Origin of the sequence: Nocardia sp. NPDC004860, assembly GCF_040609015.1 — a bacterium.
Classification (GTDB): domain Bacteria; phylum Actinomycetota; class Actinomycetes; order Mycobacteriales; family Mycobacteriaceae; genus Nocardia.
Genome location: NZ_JBEXJI010000023.1, coordinates 62,587 through 78,978, shown reverse-complemented (window position 1 = coordinate 78,978; position 16,392 = coordinate 62,587). Strand labels below are relative to the sequence as shown.

Annotated in this window: 20 protein-coding genes; 10 read left to right on the top strand and 10 right to left on the bottom strand. The window is 67.4% G+C overall.

The features are described from left to right. Positions 1 to 33 precede the first annotated feature (33 nt). Positions 34 to 660, top strand: coding sequence for a TetR/AcrR family transcriptional regulator (locus ABZV44_RS32410; protein WP_354844701.1), 627 nt, complete (start codon positions 34 to 36; stop codon positions 658 to 660). A gap of 27 nt (positions 661 to 687) precedes the next feature. On the opposite strand, the gene ABZV44_RS32405 is transcribed toward ABZV44_RS32410, so the two are convergent. After that, positions 688 to 1,272 (bottom strand): XRE family transcriptional regulator, encoded by a 585-nt coding sequence (locus ABZV44_RS32405; RefSeq protein ID WP_354844698.1) that lies wholly within the window; start codon positions 1,270 to 1,272, stop codon positions 688 to 690. An 82-nt stretch (positions 1,273 to 1,354) separates the two neighbouring features. Here ABZV44_RS32405 and ABZV44_RS32400 point away from each other — a divergent pair, with 82 nt between their 5' ends. The 3 genes from ABZV44_RS32400 (at position 1,355) to ABZV44_RS32390 (ending at position 3,954) form a co-directional block, all read left to right on the top strand. Beyond that, positions 1,355 to 2,320 (top strand): NAD(P)/FAD-dependent oxidoreductase, encoded by a 966-nt coding sequence (locus ABZV44_RS32400; RefSeq protein WP_354844695.1) that lies wholly within the window; start codon positions 1,355 to 1,357, stop codon positions 2,318 to 2,320. A 142-nt stretch (positions 2,321 to 2,462) separates the two neighbouring features. Continuing rightward, positions 2,463 to 3,350, top strand: a complete 888-nt coding sequence (locus ABZV44_RS32395; RefSeq protein WP_354844692.1) for an alpha/beta hydrolase — start codon at positions 2,463 to 2,465, stop codon at positions 3,348 to 3,350. 322 nt (positions 3,351 to 3,672) lie between these two features. Beyond that, positions 3,673 to 3,954 (top strand): hypothetical protein, encoded by a 282-nt coding sequence (locus ABZV44_RS32390; RefSeq protein ID WP_354844690.1) that lies wholly within the window; start codon positions 3,673 to 3,675, stop codon positions 3,952 to 3,954. Positions 3,955 to 4,011: 57 nt separating this feature from the next. On the opposite strand, the gene ABZV44_RS32385 is transcribed toward ABZV44_RS32390, so the two are convergent. From ABZV44_RS32385 to ABZV44_RS32375, 3 genes are read right to left on the bottom strand one after another with little or no spacing between them, the layout of a single operon-like run. Beyond that, a complete protein-coding gene (locus ABZV44_RS32385; RefSeq protein ID WP_354844687.1) occupies positions 4,012 to 4,992 on the bottom strand; it encodes an ABC transporter substrate-binding protein in 981 nt (326 codons plus the stop codon). Between the two features lie 28 nt (positions 4,993 to 5,020). Further along, positions 5,021 to 6,004 carry an ABC transporter permease gene (locus ABZV44_RS32380; RefSeq protein WP_354844685.1) on the bottom strand — a complete coding sequence of 328 codons (984 nt, stop codon included), beginning with the start codon at positions 6,002 to 6,004 and terminating at the stop codon, positions 5,021 to 5,023. Beyond that, positions 6,001 to 6,765 carry an ATP-binding cassette domain-containing protein gene (locus tag ABZV44_RS32375; protein WP_354844682.1) on the bottom strand — a complete coding sequence of 255 codons (765 nt, stop codon included), beginning with the start codon at positions 6,763 to 6,765 and terminating at the stop codon, positions 6,001 to 6,003. The genes ABZV44_RS32380 and ABZV44_RS32375 overlap by 4 nt, the downstream gene beginning before the upstream one ends. A 112-nt stretch (positions 6,766 to 6,877) precedes the next feature. Here ABZV44_RS32375 and ABZV44_RS32370 point away from each other — a divergent pair, with 112 nt between their 5' ends. After that, positions 6,878 to 7,408: a hypothetical protein gene (locus tag ABZV44_RS32370; protein WP_354844679.1), complete on the top strand. Its 531-nt coding sequence runs from the start codon at positions 6,878 to 6,880 to the stop codon at positions 7,406 to 7,408. On the opposite strand, the gene ABZV44_RS32365 is transcribed toward ABZV44_RS32370, so the two are convergent. The 3 genes from ABZV44_RS32365 to ABZV44_RS32355 form a co-directional block, all read right to left on the bottom strand. Beyond that, a complete protein-coding gene (locus tag ABZV44_RS32365) occupies positions 7,381 to 8,229 on the bottom strand; it encodes a ParA family protein (RefSeq protein WP_354844676.1) in 849 nt (282 codons plus the stop codon). The two genes, ABZV44_RS32370 and ABZV44_RS32365, sit on opposite strands and share 28 nt — an antisense overlap. 235 nt (positions 8,230 to 8,464) lie before the next feature. After that, entirely contained in the window at positions 8,465 to 9,532 is a 1,068-nt protein-coding gene (locus ABZV44_RS32360) for an alcohol dehydrogenase catalytic domain-containing protein (RefSeq protein WP_354844673.1), read from the bottom strand. Positions 9,533 to 9,536: 4 nt separating this feature from the next. Further along, positions 9,537 to 10,721 (bottom strand): LLM class flavin-dependent oxidoreductase, encoded by a 1,185-nt coding sequence (locus ABZV44_RS32355; protein WP_354844670.1) that lies wholly within the window; start codon positions 10,719 to 10,721, stop codon positions 9,537 to 9,539. A 241-nt stretch (positions 10,722 to 10,962) separates the two neighbouring features. On the opposite strand from ABZV44_RS32355, the gene ABZV44_RS32350 reads away from it, so the two are divergent. Then, positions 10,963 to 11,610, top strand: coding sequence for a TetR/AcrR family transcriptional regulator (locus ABZV44_RS32350; protein WP_354844667.1), 648 nt, complete (start codon positions 10,963 to 10,965; stop codon positions 11,608 to 11,610). A gap of 70 nt (positions 11,611 to 11,680) precedes the next feature. Further along, positions 11,681 to 11,893: a hypothetical protein gene (locus tag ABZV44_RS32345; RefSeq protein ID WP_354844664.1), complete on the top strand. Its 213-nt coding sequence runs from the start codon at positions 11,681 to 11,683 to the stop codon at positions 11,891 to 11,893. An 8-nt stretch (positions 11,894 to 11,901) separates the two neighbouring features. On the opposite strand, the gene ABZV44_RS32340 is transcribed toward ABZV44_RS32345, so the two are convergent. Together ABZV44_RS32340 and ABZV44_RS32335 are read right to left on the bottom strand one after the other, a co-directional pair. Further along, positions 11,902 to 12,117, bottom strand: coding sequence for a hypothetical protein (locus tag ABZV44_RS32340; RefSeq protein ID WP_354844661.1), 216 nt, complete (start codon positions 12,115 to 12,117; stop codon positions 11,902 to 11,904). A 145-nt stretch (positions 12,118 to 12,262) separates the two neighbouring features. Next, a complete protein-coding gene (locus tag ABZV44_RS32335; RefSeq protein WP_354844658.1) occupies positions 12,263 to 13,507 on the bottom strand; it encodes an FAD-dependent monooxygenase in 1,245 nt (414 codons plus the stop codon). Positions 13,508 to 13,589: 82 nt separating this feature from the next. Between ABZV44_RS32335 and ABZV44_RS32330 the strand changes: the two genes are divergently transcribed. Together ABZV44_RS32330 and ABZV44_RS32325 are read left to right on the top strand one after the other, a co-directional pair. After that, complete coding sequence (locus tag ABZV44_RS32330) at positions 13,590 to 14,072, top strand: MarR family transcriptional regulator (RefSeq protein ID WP_354844655.1); 483 nt, start codon at positions 13,590 to 13,592, stop codon at positions 14,070 to 14,072. Between the two features lie 262 nt (positions 14,073 to 14,334). Beyond that, the gene (locus ABZV44_RS32325) at positions 14,335 to 15,495 is read left to right on the top strand and encodes a lipase family protein (protein ID WP_354844873.1); all 1,161 of its coding nucleotides are present in this window, start codon (positions 14,335 to 14,337) and stop codon (positions 15,493 to 15,495) included. A 59-nt stretch (positions 15,496 to 15,554) separates the two neighbouring features. Here ABZV44_RS32325 and ABZV44_RS32320 read toward each other — a convergent pair whose 3' ends face one another. Then, positions 15,555 to 15,935, bottom strand: coding sequence for a helix-turn-helix transcriptional regulator (locus ABZV44_RS32320; RefSeq protein WP_354844652.1), 381 nt, complete (start codon positions 15,933 to 15,935; stop codon positions 15,555 to 15,557). 61 nt (positions 15,936 to 15,996) lie between these two features. On the opposite strand from ABZV44_RS32320, the gene ABZV44_RS32315 reads away from it, so the two are divergent. Next, positions 15,997 to 16,338 carry a putative quinol monooxygenase gene (locus ABZV44_RS32315; protein ID WP_354844651.1) on the top strand — a complete coding sequence of 114 codons (342 nt, stop codon included), beginning with the start codon at positions 15,997 to 15,999 and terminating at the stop codon, positions 16,336 to 16,338. Positions 16,339 to 16,392 lie beyond the last annotated feature (54 nt).

Sequence of the window (16,392 nt, the reverse complement as noted above, 5' to 3'; positions counted from 1 at the left end):
CTCACCGAGATCGGAGAAACTAGGCTGATGCTCGTGACCCACGTCGACACCGCCGACACCACAACCAGCGCCGAACCCGCCATCGACTCCGGGTTCCGGCGGCGGCTGCTGGATGCCATGGCCGACGCGGTTCGCGAGCGCGGTTATCGGGATACCACCGTCGCCGATGTGGTCCGCCTCGCGCGGACCTCGCGGCGGACCTTCTACGAGCACTTCGTCGACAAGCAGGACTGCTTCGTCGCCATGCTCACCGAACGCAACAACGACACCGTCCAGCAGATCTACGCGGCCGTGGACCCGACCGCGCCCTGGGACACCCAGATCCATCAGGCGATCGAGGCGTGGATCGGGGCCTCCCGTGACGACACCTGCATCACCCTGGCCTGGATCCGCGACACCCCGGCGCTGGGGGAGCGGGCGCGGCAACTGCACCGGGACGCCGCGGAATCGTTCATCACGCTGATCCAGGACCTCACCGCCACATCGGAATTCCAGGCGGCCGGGCTGCATCCGCCGACCCGGCAGATGGCGACCATCCTCTACGGCGGGTTCCGGGAGCTCATCGCCTCGACCGTGGAGGACGGGCGCGACATCACCGAAATCATCGATGTGGCAGTCGAAACCGCGCTCGCGCTGGTCGGTCCGCGGTATCAGGGATAGCTGTCGGTCTCCCTTGGGGCGGGCCCGTCAGTCTCCCTTGGGGCGCGCACGGAAGTGGGCCCGCTCGCCCTGTTTGCCGAAGAGACTGAGGAATTCGACCGGCTCGTCGTCCGCCGCGCCGAACCAGTGCGGTTCTCTGGTGTCGAATTCGGCGGCCTCGCCCGGGTGCAGGATCAGGTCGTGCGCACCGAGGATCATCCGGAGCCGGCCGTTGAGGACGTAGAGCCACTCGTAGCCCTCGTGGGTCTGCGGATTGGGTTCGGTGCGACCGGATTTCGGGCCCAGCACGATCTTGAATGCCTGAATGCCACCGACGCGGCGGGTCAGCGGCAGCATCTGCATGCCACCCCGGTTGATCGGGCGCATGTGCACGCGCGGGTCGCCGGTGAGCGGGGCGTTCACCAGTTCGTCGAGGGTCACATTGTGGGCCCGGGCCAGCGGGAGCAGCTGCTCCAGGGTGGGGCGGCGCGCGCCGGACTCCAGGCGGGACAGTGTGCTCACCGAGATGCCGGTTTCGGCGGACAGCTCCGCCAGCGTGGTCTCGCGCTGTTTGCGCAGCTCACGCAGCCGTAGTCCCACCCCTTCCAGGGCTCTGTCGATATCCTCGGTCATGACTTCAGTTTGCCATATCGGCAAACAAGGTTGCCAGGATCGCGGCATGGTCCGCATGGTCGTAGGCAGGAGGTGGTCATCAATGACCGATCAGCTGAACAGCAGCTATGACGTGGTGGTGGTGGGCGGCGGCGCGGCCGGACTGAACGGAGCGCTCATGCTCGCCCGCGCCCGGCGCTCGGTGGTCGTGATCGACGCGGGCAGCCCGCGCAACGCGCCCGCGGACGGGGTACACGGATTGTTCGCCCGCGAAGGCGTGCCGCCGGCGGAACTGCTGGCGCGGGGGCGCGAAGAGGTGCGCGGCTATGGCGGACACGTGGTTCCGGGCGAAGTGATCGGAATCGTCAGGGACGGCGAGGAATTCGTCGTCACCCTGGCCGACGGGCGGTCCGTCCGCGCCCGCCGGCTGCTGGTGACCTCCGGCCTGGTCGACGAACTCCCCGATATCGCGGGCCTGCGCGAGCGCTGGGGCCGCGATGTCATCCACTGCCCGTACTGCCACGGCTGGGAGGTCCGGGACCGCCCGATCGGCGTCCTCGGCTTGGGCCCCATGGGAATTCATCTCGCCCTCCTCTTCCGCCAGTGGAGCGACGACGTCGTCTACTTCGCCCACACCAACACCCCTCCCACCGAGGAGGAGTCGGAACAGCTGGCGGCCAGAGGGATTCGCGTCATCACCGGCGAGGTCACCGCCGTAGAGATCGCCGCCGACCAAATCTCCGGCGTCCGCCTTGCCGACGACACCATCATCCCCCGCGAGATCCTGGCCGCCCCCACCCGCATGGTCGCCCGCGCCGCCTTCCTGGCAGCTCTGGGCCTGACCCCCACCTCCCACCCCAGCGGCGCAGGTGAATACATCCCCGCCGACCCCACCGGCCGCACCGAAACCCCCGGCATCTGGGCCGCAGGCAACGTCACCGACATCTCGGCCCAGGTAGGCAACTCCGCCGCCGCCGGCGCCATGGCCGGCGCCCACATCAACGCCGACCTGGTAACCGAAGAAACCCGTCTGGCAGTCGAAGCCCACCGCGCCCTGGCCACCGCCTGACCAGTAGGCCGGACCGGCCCACGCCGGTCCGGCCTACCGAGCGTGGGGAATCGGACCGTTCACCCCGCGAACAATCTGCATGGGCAGTGCAATTTGTTAGGGTAATGGCGAACCGACGGCTGTCGCTCACAGGAGGGTGGAGATGGCGGACCTGACCCCACGCGTCGTGGCCTGGCAGCGATCGGGCACCTTCGAACAGGTCGGACGCCACCGGATCTTCGTCCGCGAACGAGCAGGTTCCCCGGACCTGCCGCCGCTGGTGCTCCTGCACGGCTACCCGTCCAGCTCCTACGACTGGCGGGACGCCTTCGACTCGATCGACGGGCACCGCCTGCTCGCCTTCGACTTCCTCGGTTTCGGGCTGTCCGACAAGCCGCGAGATATGCAGTACTCGTTGCGAATTCAAGCCGATATCGCCGAGGAACTCGCGCAGCGGTACGTGGGTGAACCCGTCGTCATGGTGTCCCACGACATGGGCAGCTCGGTCGCCACCGAACTCCTCGCCCGCGACATCGATGGAACATTGTCGTTCACGCTGAAATCGGCTCTGTTGTTCAATGCGAGCCTGGTCCGCGAACGGGCCAGCCTGCTGCTCGGACAGAAACTCCTGCTGAGCCGGCTCGGCCCGCTCGTCACCCGAGCGACGAGCGAATTCTCGTTCCGTCGCTCGTTCGGCGGTATCTTCTCCACGGCACATCCCCTCACCGCTGAGGAGGCAGCCGATCAGTCGTCTTTGCTCTCCCACAACGACGGTCATCGCATGCTCGACAAACTCATCTACTACAACCACGAACGCGTCACACCCCCGACTTCCACGCGCTGGCACAACGCAATACGCACCTGGCCGGGCGTGCTGGAACTCGGCTGGGCGGGTCTGGACCCCATCTGCACCGAGGCCGTACTGCAAGCAGTTCTGAACCTCAGGCCGAACACGCCGGTAACTCGACTGCCAGGTCTGGGTCACTACCCCCAACTAGAAGACCCCAAGCCCGTATACGAACTCATCCAGCGACACGCGTCGCAAAGCTGAGCGAGCTTCTCAGACCAGTCGGCGGCAACCCACTTCAGCGTGATGCGCTCGGCTGCAACGAATTACGGGTGAGTGCATGAACGAGCCGTTCGAGTCATATCTGGCTCGACCGTTCTGATCACGCACTGTGCCTTTGGAATTGGCAAGAAAATGCTGCCCGGCGGTCGAAGGTGCGAGATACGACCGGTGCTCCGGCGTTCGGCATTACGGCGCGCGGGGTGGGGTCCGTTCGACTGCCCGGACATGGCGATCAGCGGCTGAACGAGATATTTGCAGGCTACTGACGGGTCTGGACGGTCCGCAAGGTCTACCGTAGGTCGGTATGTCGAGCAAGGACATTGTGGTGACGGTGGGTGAGGATGATTGGCTCACGTTGCGCGATGCGGCGGAGTGCGCGGGGATGAGCGTGGAGGCCTACGTGTCGTGGGGAGTTCGGGTGTTGGCGTTGCAGGCCCGGCCCGGCGGGGTGAAACAAGGCGGGCGCACGGGCAGTCTGCGTGCGAGGCGACGCGCCACGGGGACTGCGGAGGAATCGGAGTCGGCTGCGTGGACCGAAACCTTCACCCAGCGCTTGTCGCACCGCGTCGATCGCCGGCAGGGCTGAGTTGCGCCTGACCGGGCTACGCCTGCCGCGCCCTCGTGCTCGGACGTGGTGGTCCGGTCAGCACTTGCTCTTGTAGAAGTACTGGTCGTCGGTGGACATGGTGTCGGCGGTGATGGCGATCATGTCGGTTTGGATCTTGCGGGTGACGGGCTTGCCCTGGAGGGCGGCGTCGGCTTGGTCCACGCCCTGTTTGCCTATGTCGGCGGGGTTTTGGGCGATGAGGGCTTGGACTGTGCCGTCCTTCAGGTCTTGGACCTGTTTGGGGCTGGCGTCGAAGCCTACGACCTTGACCTGGCCGAGCTTGCCGGCGTTGCGGAGGCCGGTGGCGGCGCCTTCGGCGGAGCTGAGGTTGGTGGCGAAGACGCCGGCCAGGTCGGGGTGGGCGGCGAGGGTGGCGGTGACGATGGAGGCGGCCTGGGCGGCTTCGTTGTTGTTGTATTGGACGCCCAGTGACGACATGCCCGGGTGGTTCTGTTTCAGTTCGTCCTCGAAGCCCTGGGCGCGCTGGTCGGTGGTGGAGGTGCCGGCCTTGGTGTTGATCACCAGCACGGATCCCTTGTCGCCCACCAGTTTCGCGAGAGTGACCGCGGCCAGTTGCCCGCCCTTCACATTGTCGGAGGAGATGGAGGACAGGGCAATGGAGGTGTCGCCGAGCGCGGTGTCCACCTCGATGACCTTGATGCCCGCGTCCTTGGCCTGCTTGATCGGGCTGGCCATCGCCTGGGCGTGGGTGGGCGCGATGAGGATCGCGCCGGGTTTGCCGGCGATGACGCCGGTGACGATCGGCGTCTGCAGCGAGGCGTCGAATTGGGTGGGGGCCTGGGTGTCCAGGGAGTATCCGAGTTTCCTCGCCTCGTCCTGGGCGCCGCACTGCATCGAGATGTAGAAGGGCTCGTTCGCGACGCCGGGAATGAGCACCAGCTTCTTCGCGTCGGCCTGGCCCGAATTGCTCACCGAGCCACCGCATCCCGCCAGTAGCCCGGCCATCGCCACCACTACGCCGGCCATTACGGCCGCCCGCCCACCGGTCCTCATCATCAGGCCCTCACCTTCGAACTGCGTTGTGTTATTTTCGGTCCCGGGACCGCCTGCGGATCTGGTCGAACCACACGGCCGCCACGAGCACGACGCTCACCGCGATGGGCTGCCAGAACACCGGCACCCCCGCGATGACGAAGCCCTTGCGCAAAACCGACGGGATGAACACCCCGATCACGGTGCCCAGCACCGACCCCACCCCGCCGAACAGACTGGTCCCGCCGATCACCACCCCCGCGATGGCATCGAGATTGTCGGTCCCGTGGCCCGCGATCGTCGTGGTCCCGAAATATGCCAAATTCATGAAACCCGCCAGGCCCGAGAGCATTCCGGCCATGAGATACACCAGGATCAGATGCCGCGTGACCCCGATCCCGGCCCGCCGCGCAGCCTCCGCACTGGAGCCGATCGCAAACGTGTACCGGCCGAACCGAGTGGTGTGCAGCAGCCAGGCGCCGACCGCTGTCACCGCGACCGCCACCAACACCAGATCCGGAATCCCGCCCAGCATGGTGCCGAAACCCAGTGAGTCACGCAGCTTCCCGGGAACCGTGCGGGTATCGACCCCGCCGGTGATCAACTGCGCCGCCCCCAGCGCCGCCCCGAACGACCCGAGCGTCACGATCAATGGCGGAATCTTGGCCATGGCCACCAGAATTCCATTCACCAGCCCCCAGAGCGCCCCGCCCGCCAGCGATATCAGCAGCCCGAGCAGAATGATGCCCCAGCCCGCATGCGTCGCATCCTCACCAGGGCTGAGCCACTCCATGGTCTTGGCCGCGAGCACACCGGAGAAGATCAGCACCATCCCCACCGACAGATCGATGCCCGCGGTGACGATCACGAAGGTCATCCCGATCGACAGCACCAGCAGCACCGACGTCTCGATCAGCAAGGTCTGCAGCGTGAATCGCGTCGGAAACGCGTCCGGCCGCACGATGCTGAACGCGGCGTACAGCACGACCAGCACGCACCCGATCCAGAACGTGCCGGTCCCGGCCAGCCGCCTCATGACTGGTCCTCCGTGGTCAGCGCGCCGGTCATGGCCCCCACCAACTGCTCCAGCGTGGCATCGGCGGCGGTGAAGCGGGCGACCCGCTGCCCCAGCCGCAGCACCTCGATACGATCGGCGACGGCCAGCACCTCGGGCATATTGTGGCTGATCAGCACCACCCCGATGCCTTGATCGCGCACGCGGCGAACGACATCCAGCACTCGCTCCCGCTGCATCACGCCGAGCGCCGCGGTCGGCTCGTCCATGAAGACGACCCGGCTGGCCCACATCACCGCCCGCGCCACCGCGACAGTCTGCCGCTGCCCGCCCGACAGCGACCCGATCGGCACATCCGCACTGGGCAGCACGACACCGAGCCGTTGAAAGTGTTCGGCCGCTTGCGTTCTCATGGCCTTGCGATCGAGCATCCCGAGCCGCCCGGGCAGCCCTTTGCGGAGCAACTCGCGTCCGAGGAAGAGATTGGCGGCGGGATCGAGGTCGGGGGCCACGGCCAGATCCTGGTAGACCGTTTCCACCCCGAGTCGTCGCGCCGCGGTCGGCGACGCCATCCGAACGGGCTTGCCGTCCAGCAGAATCCGCCCGCCGTCGGGTTGTTCGGCCCCCGAGAGGCATTTCACCAGTGTGGATTTCCCAGCGCCATTGTCGCCGATCAGCGCCACCACTTCGCCCGCACCGACCTGAAAACCGGCCCCGCGCAAGGCCTCCACACCGCCGTACCGCTTCTGAAGCCCATCGGCTTCCAATACCATGGCTGGCATCGGCGATCACCCCGGCGACATCGACTGAGCGGACGTCCGGTCCGCAAACCGAGCGTACTGATGATCTCGTCGCGTCGGGGTGGATATGGAAAACACCGCTATCGTGGGATCGGTGACCCGCCTTGGATTCCGCGCGTTGAAGGTGCTCCCCGCCGTGGCGCTGTGCACGCTGGCCGTCGGCTGTGCCCAGACTCCGCACACCGCGCACTCCTCCGAGAAAGCGCGCCCTGTGCCGACCGGTTCACTCGACACGCTGGGCACCACCTCGCAGGCGGCCACGACCACCCCCGCGCCGGTGACCATCACGCCGACGCAATCCGCTCCCGCCCAGCCCCCTTTCACCGAGGACGACGCCCGCTACACGGTCCACCGCTACCTGTCGCGCTGGATCGGACAGCCGCTCCAGCCCGATGACACCGAGGGCAAGTACCCCCTCGTCTGCGCGGGCTCGACGCTGGCCAACAACCCCGGAAGGCTCACCGGCACAACAGCCTTCGACGCCGACCGGATGACGGCCCGCACCGGCGACACCGGCGCGGCCGTGACCGTCCCGGTGACGAATTCCTCCGCCGTCACCACCGTGCTCACCTTCACCCTGCGCGCCGCGACCCAGGGCTACTGCATCGTGGACATCGCGAGCTGACCCATCGGCCGCCCCGACCGCTTCAGGAACTCCCGCGCCAACTCCCGATACTGTTCCGCGCCACGGGATTTCGGTGCCCACGTGGTGAGCGGTTCACCCGCGATGGTGGAGTCCGGGAACCGCACCGTCCGCGAGATCACCGTGTCGTACAGCTCCGCCTTGAACGTCTCCGCCACCCGGTCCCGCACCTGCCGGCAGTGCAGCAGCCGCGGATCGAACATGGTGACCACGATGCCCGACAGCTCGAGCCGAGGATTGAGTCGTTCGCGCACCTTCTCCATGGTGTCGTTGAGCAGCGCCAGCCCGCGCAGCGAGAAGAACTCGCACTCCATGGGAATGATGACCCCGTCCGCGCAGGCGAGCGCGTTGACGGTGAGCAGGCTCAGCGACGGCTGGCAGTCGATGAGGATGTAGTCGTAGCGATCCCGGATCGGATCGAGCACCCGGCGCATCGAGTGCTCTCGGCCCACCTCGTTGACGAGTTGGATCTCCGCCGCCGACAGATCGATATTGCTGGGCAGCAGATGCAGGTTCGTGACGCCGGTCTTGATCAGCACGTCGTCGATCGGCGGCGCCGACCGGCTCAGCAGGTCGTAGACGGTGAGTTCGAGATCGTGGTGCGCGACGCCCAGGGCCGCCGACAGCGCCCCCTGCGGATCGAGGTCCACCAGCAGCACCCGCAGCCCGCACTCGGCAAGCGCGGCACCCAGATTGACCGTCGAGGTGGTCTTCCCGACGCCGCCCTTCTGATTGCACAGCGCAATCACCTGGGCTTCGCCTCCGGTCGCCCCGGCCTCCTCAACAGCAATGTTTGCCGACATTTCGCCAGCCTAACCCGTCACGTGGCGGATCGGTCGGACCCGCTCCGGAGTCCTTTCGCGCATCGTCAAGTGCGGCGATCTACCAGTGATTTTCACAATCCGGACAATGAACCAGCATGTCGGACAACGGTGGAGCCCGGCGCGTGCCGGTCATCAGCCGAACGGGTGGCGGTCGTCGGGGCAATAGACCACGACGCCCGCCACACCGAACCCGGATGAACCGGACATATCACCTTCAGTGATCCGGCAGCACCAGGATCTTCACGTGCTCCTCCGGATTCCGCAGCGCCGTGAAGGCATCCGCCACCCCGTCCAGCCCGACCCGCCCGGTGATCAGCGCCTCGGCGTCGATCGCCCCGGACGCCAGCCGCTCCAGCGTGATGTCGTAGGCGTTCTCGTAGGGTCCGTGCCCGAAATTGACCGCGATCCGCCGGAACTGCCCGACCACCGGAATGATCGGCTCGTCGGCGAACGGCGCGGCCAGCACCTGGATCCGCGAGTTGAACGGCATGGTCCGCATGAGCGTGCCGATAATCCCTGCGCGCCCGCTGCATTCATAGGCGATGAGAATGCCCGTGCCCGACTGGCCCACCACGCTGTCGCCCTGCGCGACCGCCGTCATCCACGCCTCGATCGGATCCTGCTCGTTCGGATCCACCACGATGTCCGCGCCGACGGCCCGCGCGAGTTCCCGCCGCTTGGGCGAGGGCTCCGAAGCCACCACCAGCCGCGCCCCCTGTGCCTTGGCCGCGATGATCGCGCCCAGTCCGATGGTTCCGCAGCCGATGACCAGTGCCGAATCCTCGGCGGTGAGACCGGATTGCTGCACGTGCATCTCGCCGACGTGCAGCGGCTCGGCCAGCGTCGCATGCTCGAGCGACAGCCCCTCGGGCACGTGCCGCACCCAGAACGCGTCCACCACGATGCTCTCGCCGAACGCCCCGTGATAGTCGTTGGAGTACCCGATGATCGTCGGAATGCCGGTCGCCGCCTCGGTCGCGAGCCCGATCCCCGCGACGCGGTCACCGACCGCGAAATCGGTTACCCCGGCGCCGATTTCGGTGACGGTCCCGGCGTACTCGTGCCCGAGCACGACCGGTCGCTCGGTGTCGAAGGTGGCCAGCGGATACCCGCTGTCCGCCGCCACCTGCACGAACCGGCACGGATCCTTCGACATGGACAGATCGCTGCCGCAGATGCCGCACGCGGCCACCGCGATCCGCAACTGCCCCGGACCCAGTGCGGGCGGCTCGGCCACCTCGGCGGCGGAGAACTGCCCGTTCAGAAACTGTGTGGCGCGCATCGGATCACGCTCCCGTCGCGGCGGTCTCGCCGTAGTAGTCGGTGTGTGCCTTGGTGATCGCGGTGACCAGCTGCCCGATCAGCAGCTCCCGGTTGTCCTGCGCGTACTGCAGGCTGTCCTCGCGGCGGCGGTTGCGATTCTTGAAGTGCGGGATCACCTCCGAGGCGAACAGCTCGTAGCTGCGCTTGGTGTCCTCCCGGCTCGCCATGTCCACGTGCAGGACCAGCATGGTGCCGAACCCGCCGGTCTTCTCGATGAGCTTCTCGATGCGCGCGATCGCCTCGTCCGGCGTGCCGATGATGGCCTGCCCGAATTCGCCGAGGTTGTCATTGCGCCACTGATCGATGATGCCCTTGGGGGTGTCCGCCCACGCCGGCTGCTCGCCGGTCTGCCGGTTCACGTACGCGGCCATCGAACCGATGCGGCGGCTCACCGCGCGCTCGGCGTCGGCGCGGGACTCGGCCAGGAAGATCGGATTGACCAGCCGCCACCGCGACCGGTCCGCGGTGTGCCCGTGCTCGGCGCACACCTTCTCGTAGACGCCCCAATTGCGGTCCAGCACTTCGAAACCCATGGGGGAGCTGGCCGCCAGCGACAGCAGCGACAGCCCGTGCGTGCCGGCCAGCACCGAGCCGTTGGGGGAGATGGTGGAGGCGGTGGCGACCTCGATGCCGGCCGGATCGTAGGTCGGCAGCTGGGCGCGGGCGTCGCGCAGGGTGAACCAGTCGGTGGTCATGTTCACCACCTCGCCGCACAGCAGCGCGAGGATGGCCTCGAGCGCCTCGCCCTGGCGGCGGCGCTGATCCGATGGATTGATGCCCATCATGTGCGCGTCGAGCGGGATCTTGCCGGGGCCGGTGCCGAAGATCAGGCGGCCGCGGGTCTGCAGGTCCAGTTGCGTGATGCGGTCGACGGTGACCAGCGGATGGTGATAGGGCAGCGACACCACGCCGGTGCCGAAGCGCAGCCGCTCGGTGCGTTCGGCGGCCGCGGCGATGAAAACGTCGGGCGCGGGCACGATCTCGGCTCCGGTCGAGTGGTGCTCGCCCATCCACGCCTCGTCGAAGCCGAGGTGGTCGAGGTGTTCCATGAGATCGATGTCGCGACGCAGCTGCAGGGCCGGGTCGGCGTCGAGGGGGTGGTACGGGGCCAGGAAGGCCCCGAATTTCATCGATTCAGCGGTCCACACGGATGGATCTCCTTCACCCAGTGCCCCGGGCTTCGTCGCCCGGTGCGGTTCCCCGAGTAAACATGGATCAACTGATCCATAAGTTTGGCTGTCCCGGTGAGTGGGCACGATTCGAAAACGCAGGTAGTGAAGCTGATTCAACGTCGATAATGAGCGCTGTGCTGTGCCGAAATCGGATTGTCGAACCAGTTCCTGGCCCCGCGATGCCGGCACCGCGCCTCCGGTGTGCCAAGCTCATGCCGTGACCGTCCCCATGCAGAACCGCCAGGGCAATGCGACCCGCACCCGGCTGGTGAAAACCGCCGAGCGCCTGTTCGCCGCCCACGGCGTGGACGCGGTGTCGGTGCGCGCGGTGAACGCCGCCGCCGGCCTCGGCCCCTCCTCGGTCAACTACCACTTCGGCACCAAGGACGACCTGATCGCCGCCGTGCTGCTCGATCTCGGCGCGACCGTCCGCGACCGGATTCGCGCCAATGCCGACGTGCTCGCCGCTCGCGCCGAAGCGCCCACCGCCGAGACCCTGGTCCGCGCGGTCACCGAGCCCTATCGAGACCTGTTGCTGCAGCACCGGACCCGTGGCATGCGCTGGATCAAGATCGTCACCCAGCTCTCCCTGCACTCGCATCCCGCCCTCACCGCCGCCGAGCAGGACCTCCCCGATCAGCTGCACGTTCAGCTCCGCCGCGCCTTTCCGCACTCGGATCCCAGCCGCCTCGAGGCACGCTGGGCGATCTCGCTCATGGGTTTCCTGCAGGCCCTGAGCCGCGCGGACGAATGGCATCCGGGTGCGACCCCACCTCCTGCCGAGGAACTGGCCGCCCTCTACGAGGACCAGGTCGTCTTTCTCATCGGCGGCCTCGACCGTTTGCTGGGCGGAACCGGCCGCTGAATCGCCGGTGACGCACAAGTGGACGAAACATGACATACTTCGCCCACTCCCAGCTCGAAAGCGGTTGCCCATGCCCGAAGATCCCGAACTCGCCCAGGCCCGTGTCCTGGCCCGCGAGCTCCAGAGCCACGCCGATATGCTGACCCGCGAGCTGCAATACGTCTCGCGCCCCGAAGCTCAAACTCGCGCCCAGGCCGACCTGACCGCGGTCGAGCGCCAGCTCGACGGCCTGCGCCGCCGCTTCCCGGAAGTCGCCGACGCCCCGGACACCCTCGCCAGCTGAGCGCCGATTCAGCGGTCCCGCAATCCATACACGATCCCGAGCTGGCCGCCCGGCTGTCCGAGGTGTCCTTGCCGGCGCTGCTCCTCCGGGGCGAAAGCGACGGCATCGCCACCTCCGCCTACGCAGCCGCCCATGCCGCTGCATTCCGCGATGCCCGCCTCGAAATCATCGCCGCCGCAGGCCATCTCCCGCATCTGGAACAGCCCCCGGTAACGTTCGCCCATCTCGACGCCTCCCTGCGCCAGCTCCGGGCAGGCGCCTGACGCCCGCAGCCGGGGCGTGCCCGTGTCGGCGAATCTCGTTGCCGGGCACGGTGATTCGTGGTGATCGCACGGCGGGCCGACGTGGTCGGCGACGGCGCGGCCCGGACTAGGCGCTCGGGCGGACCGGCTGGTCGGCCGATTCGCCGGACCAGCTGATCCGGTGGTCGAACATCCAGTTCAGCGAGCCCACGCCCTGCTTGGCGGCCCTCTTCAGGAAGAACGGCGTCAGTTGGCGGACGAGGAAGCGGGCCAGGCCGTTCTGGGCCTTGTCGCCGCTGGTTTCGGCGCCGTACGCGACCACCCGCTCGACCCGGTCACGGCGGCGGTGCTCGAATTCGGCCAGGGCGGTGGCGGTCTCGGGCAGGTCGCGCAGGCAGATGGCCAGGGTCACCGCGTCCTCGACGGCCATGGAGACGCCCTGGCCCGAGGATGAGGCCACCGCGTGGGCGGCGTCGCCGATGATGACCATGCGGTCGTTGTGCCAGGTGGGGACCGACGGCATGTCGTACTGGTTGAAGCCGGTGACGAAGGTGGCGTCGGGGGTCGCGGCGACGATGGCGGCCGCGGGGCCCCGGTCGGCCGCCAGCATCCGTGCCAGCTGGTCGCGCCACTGCGCGGGCGTCGTGGATGCCACTGTCTGCTTCGAAAGTTCCTGTGCGCCGGGCATGTTCGCGAACCACCAGATCTCGCCGCCGGGTGCGACCAGATAACCGAAGAAGGCCTTCTTGCCGAAGATCATGCTGTAAACGCCCGGCCGCAAACCGAGTTCGTGAACCAGGGCCGGGTCGGTGACGAATCCGCCCAGGCCGTAGATGCCCAGGTAGTGGGCCTTCGGCGCATTCGGGTCGATGATCTCCCGGGTGCGGGAGTGGATGCCGTCCGCGCCGACGAGCAGGTCGGCCTCGGCCCGGCTGCCGTCGGCGAAGGTGGCGACGACGCCGCCCGTGGCCGTCGCTTCCGCGTCGACGAGTCGCTTGCCGAACTCGTACCGGATACCGCGCCGTGCGGCTTCGGCATTGAGTGCCCGGTACAGGTCGCGCCGCTTCACGCTGTGGGTCACGGTGCCGTCGGGCAGCGTGCCGCCGATGGGCATGTCGGTGATGTGCTTGCCGGCGCTGGTGTAGAAGCTCAGTGTGTCGGTGGCGTGGCCGGTGTCCATGACGATGTGGTGGGCGTCGATCTCGGCCAGCGCGGACAGGCCGTTCACCGCGACTGTCAGATATGCGCCGATCTGCCCGGCGGCCGTGTCCGTGTAGGCCTCGTAGACGACGGCTTCCCAACCGGCCTGCTGCAGTGCCATCGCGGTGACGGGACCGGCGATGCCGCCGCCGATGACCAGTGCCTTCTTCATGCCGTGTCTCCCTCTGAACTCTCTTGAGCGTGATGTATCTTGGTTATCAAGATATCAATAGTTTGACGATCAAGAGGTTTGAATGTCAAGAGAAAATCTGGACGAGTTGCGTGCCCGGGTCGGACAGGAGTCTCAGGCGTTGCAGGCAGCCGTCGACGATGTCGACCAGGCCGCCGCGACCGTGTTCGGCGTCAATCGCACCGACCTGCGCTGTCTCGAGTTGCTGGTCCGGGGTGAGTCGACGCCGGGCGCACTGGCGGCCGAATTGGGCCTGACCAGTGGCAGCGTCACGACGATGCTGGATCGGCTCGCCAAGCTCGGTCACGTCACCCGCGAGCCGGAACCGGGCGACCGGCGCAAGGTGCTGGTCCGCATCACTCCGGCGACCATGGCCCGGGCCTGGGAGATATACGGGCCCATCGCCGAGGAGGGTGCGGCCGAGATGGCGGGCTCGTCGGCCGCCGAGCTGCGCACGATCCTCGACTTCCTCACGCGCAGCCGCGAACTCCAGCAACGCCACCGTGAGCGAATCTCGGCCCTGCCCAAGGCGGTTCGGGGTTCGTAGTCGAGGGCGGTGATCGGTACTGACAGTTCGTGCCGGAATTGTCCGAATAACTGGACGCTCTGATTAGTTAGCTGTAGCGTCACTGCACGATTCGCGAGAGGCTTGCTGGCGCATGCTCTTCCGGTTCACCGGCTCGGCTGTGCCGAGTGCCAATCCATTGCTTTATTGGTCGATCGTTCTTTCGCGCGCGGTCGGGAGCGAGATGAGAACGACTGAAGTGTGAGGGACGTCGTTGTTCGCAGTGTCCGTCAGGGCTGTGGTCCTGGCTCTGAGCATCCTGACCGCGGGGGCGGTAGGCGCCGCCCCCGTGTCGGCTCAACCCCTGTATCCCACGCAGGATCCCGATCCGTTCTACGGTCTGCCGGCCGATCTGGGTGCGCTCGCGCCCGGTGACGTGGTCCGGACGCGCAAGATCGATACCGGGCTGTACGTGGGCACCGAGGGCTGGCAGGTGGCCTTCCGTAGCACCAACTCCCAGGGTCAGCCGATCCTCGGCATGACCACGGTGCTACTCCCGGTGGGGGTCTCGAACCCGCCGCTGGTGTCGTATCAGGCGCTCATCAACTCCCTGGGCGCGCAATGCAATCCGTCGCGCTCGCTGTTCAACGGAGAGCTGCAGGACGGCGTGGGCGCCATGCTGCCGATCGGGCGCGGCTGGGCCATCTCGCTGCCCGACTATCTGGGGCCGAATGTCGCCTACGGCGCGGCCAAGCTCAGCGGCATGGTGACCCTGGACAGCGTGAAGGCGGTCCGCAAGGCCACCGAGCTGGGACTCGGGAAGTCGCCCGTCGCGCTGGCCGGGTATTCCGGTGGCGGCATGGCGACCGCCTGGGCCGCTGCCCTGCAACCCGACTACGCGCCGGACCTGAAGCTCGATGCCGTTGTGGCCGGGGGCATTCCGGCCGATCTCGAGCAGATGGCGCTCTCGCTGGGTTTCGAGCCGCACCCGGGCTTCGGCCTGGCCTTCGCGGCGGCCATGGGCCTGGAGCGCGAATACCCGAACCGCCTGCCGATCTCGGATCAGCTCAATGAGAACGGGCTCTGGTTCCGCGAATTCACCCACGACGCCTGCCGTCGCTTCCTGCTGTTCCACGGCGCCTTCCGCAACGCCGACCAGATGGCGGCCTCCAAGAGCCTGATGGACAGCCCGGAGGCGCACGCGGTGCTGCGGGAGAACAGCCTGCGCTACTTCCCGGGCACGCCGGCGGTCCCGACCTACTTCTGGCAGGGGCGGTTCGACACGCTCACCTTCTTCGATCCGGTCGCCGAGGTCGCCGACCGGTACTGCAAGGCCGGTGTGCCGCTGGTGTTCCGGCCCTTCGAAATCGCCGAGCACATGACCACGGCCGTCGCCGGATTCGCCGACGCGTGGAACTACGTGGAATCACGTTTCCGCGGAGATCCGGTCCCGGTGAGCTGCTGATTCTGGCCGCCCACCGCCAGGCGTGCGCCCGGCCGGTGCAGGCGCTGGTACCTCCCGGTTCAGGTGCTCAGCGGGGCCGCTGACCACACCGGACCATCTGCTCGGCTAGCCCGCTGGTTCGCGGCAGCTCGGCGTGCGTTCTCGGCGGTGAGCAGCTCGACCAGGCCGGGGAAGCGCCGCGTCAGATCGGCTCGGCGCAGCTGGGCCATATTGCTGTTGCCGCGGTTGACCTGACGGATCAGCCCGGCCTGGCGCAGCGCTCGAAAGTGGTGTGTCCGAGTGGCTTTCGACACCGGGAGCCCGAACGAACTGCAATGTCGTTCCGCGCCGTCGGCATCGGCGAGGAGGGCCAGGACGACCTCCATGCGGTGCCGGTCGGCGAGGGCCGCCAGCACCGCGCCGAGGTCCATGTCCTCGGGCTCCGGCTCATCGTCGGCCACCCAACCACCTCCTTCAGGTACGACTTGCATCGTACCTCACGCCCGGCTAGCGTCCGAAGGTATGACAGATCTCGTACCTGATGAGGGGACCCCCTTCGCGCTCATGGGCCTGGCCCACCCCAAACCCGAACGCGTTGACGAACTCCGAGAGCTACTCCTCTCGTTCGTCGCACCGACCCGCGAGGAAGCCGGCGCGCTCGAATACCACTTCCACGAAGACGCCGCCGACCCCTCGACCTTCGTGTTCTACGAGGTTTGGCGCTCGAAAGCCGATCTTGACCGCCACCTCGAACTCCCGCACATGCGCGACTTCTGGCAGCGCCGCATGGACTACCTCGAACGCGACCTCGAAATCCGTTACCTCTCGATGCAAAGCCCCTACCCCCACCCGATCCCAGCCTGACGCGGGCGACCTCGCCCGCGTCAATGACGTTCGGCGCCAGCAGCTTTCGTGGTC

Excerpts from the sequence above, each read along its gene's own strand:
- ABZV44_RS32345 (WP_354844664.1), top strand. The coding sequence starts at position 11,681 with ATGCCCGAAGATCCCGAACTCGCCCAGGCCCGTGTCCTGGCCCGCGAG.
- ABZV44_RS32405 (WP_354844698.1), bottom strand. The coding sequence starts at position 1,272 with ATGACCGAGGATATCGACAGAGCCCTGGAAGGGGTGGGACTACGGCTG.
- ABZV44_RS32395 (WP_354844692.1), top strand. The coding sequence starts at position 2,463 with ATGGCGGACCTGACCCCACGCGTCGTGGCCTGGCAGCGATCGGGCACC.
- ABZV44_RS32380 (WP_354844685.1), bottom strand. The coding sequence starts at position 6,004 with ATGAGGCGGCTGGCCGGGACCGGCACGTTCTGGATCGGGTGCGTGCTG.
- ABZV44_RS32375 (WP_354844682.1), bottom strand. The coding sequence starts at position 6,765 with ATGCCAGCCATGGTATTGGAAGCCGATGGGCTTCAGAAGCGGTACGGC.
- ABZV44_RS32400 (WP_354844695.1), top strand. The coding sequence starts at position 1,355 with ATGACCGATCAGCTGAACAGCAGCTATGACGTGGTGGTGGTGGGCGGC.
- ABZV44_RS32385 (WP_354844687.1), bottom strand. The coding sequence starts at position 4,992 with ATGATGAGGACCGGTGGGCGGGCGGCCGTAATGGCCGGCGTAGTGGTG.
- ABZV44_RS32390 (WP_354844690.1), top strand. The coding sequence starts at position 3,673 with ATGTCGAGCAAGGACATTGTGGTGACGGTGGGTGAGGATGATTGGCTC.
- ABZV44_RS32315 (WP_354844651.1), top strand. The coding sequence starts at position 15,997 with ATGACAGATCTCGTACCTGATGAGGGGACCCCCTTCGCGCTCATGGGC.
- ABZV44_RS32340 (WP_354844661.1), bottom strand. The coding sequence starts at position 12,117 with ATGGGCGAACGTTACCGGGGGCTGTTCCAGATGCGGGAGATGGCCTGC.
- ABZV44_RS32360 (WP_354844673.1), bottom strand. The coding sequence starts at position 9,532 with ATGCGCGCCACACAGTTTCTGAACGGGCAGTTCTCCGCCGCCGAGGTG.
- ABZV44_RS32365 (WP_354844676.1), bottom strand. The coding sequence starts at position 8,229 with ATGTCGGCAAACATTGCTGTTGAGGAGGCCGGGGCGACCGGAGGCGAA.
- ABZV44_RS32335 (WP_354844658.1), bottom strand. The coding sequence starts at position 13,507 with ATGAAGAAGGCACTGGTCATCGGCGGCGGCATCGCCGGTCCCGTCACC.
- ABZV44_RS32330 (WP_354844655.1), top strand. The coding sequence starts at position 13,590 with ATGTCAAGAGAAAATCTGGACGAGTTGCGTGCCCGGGTCGGACAGGAG.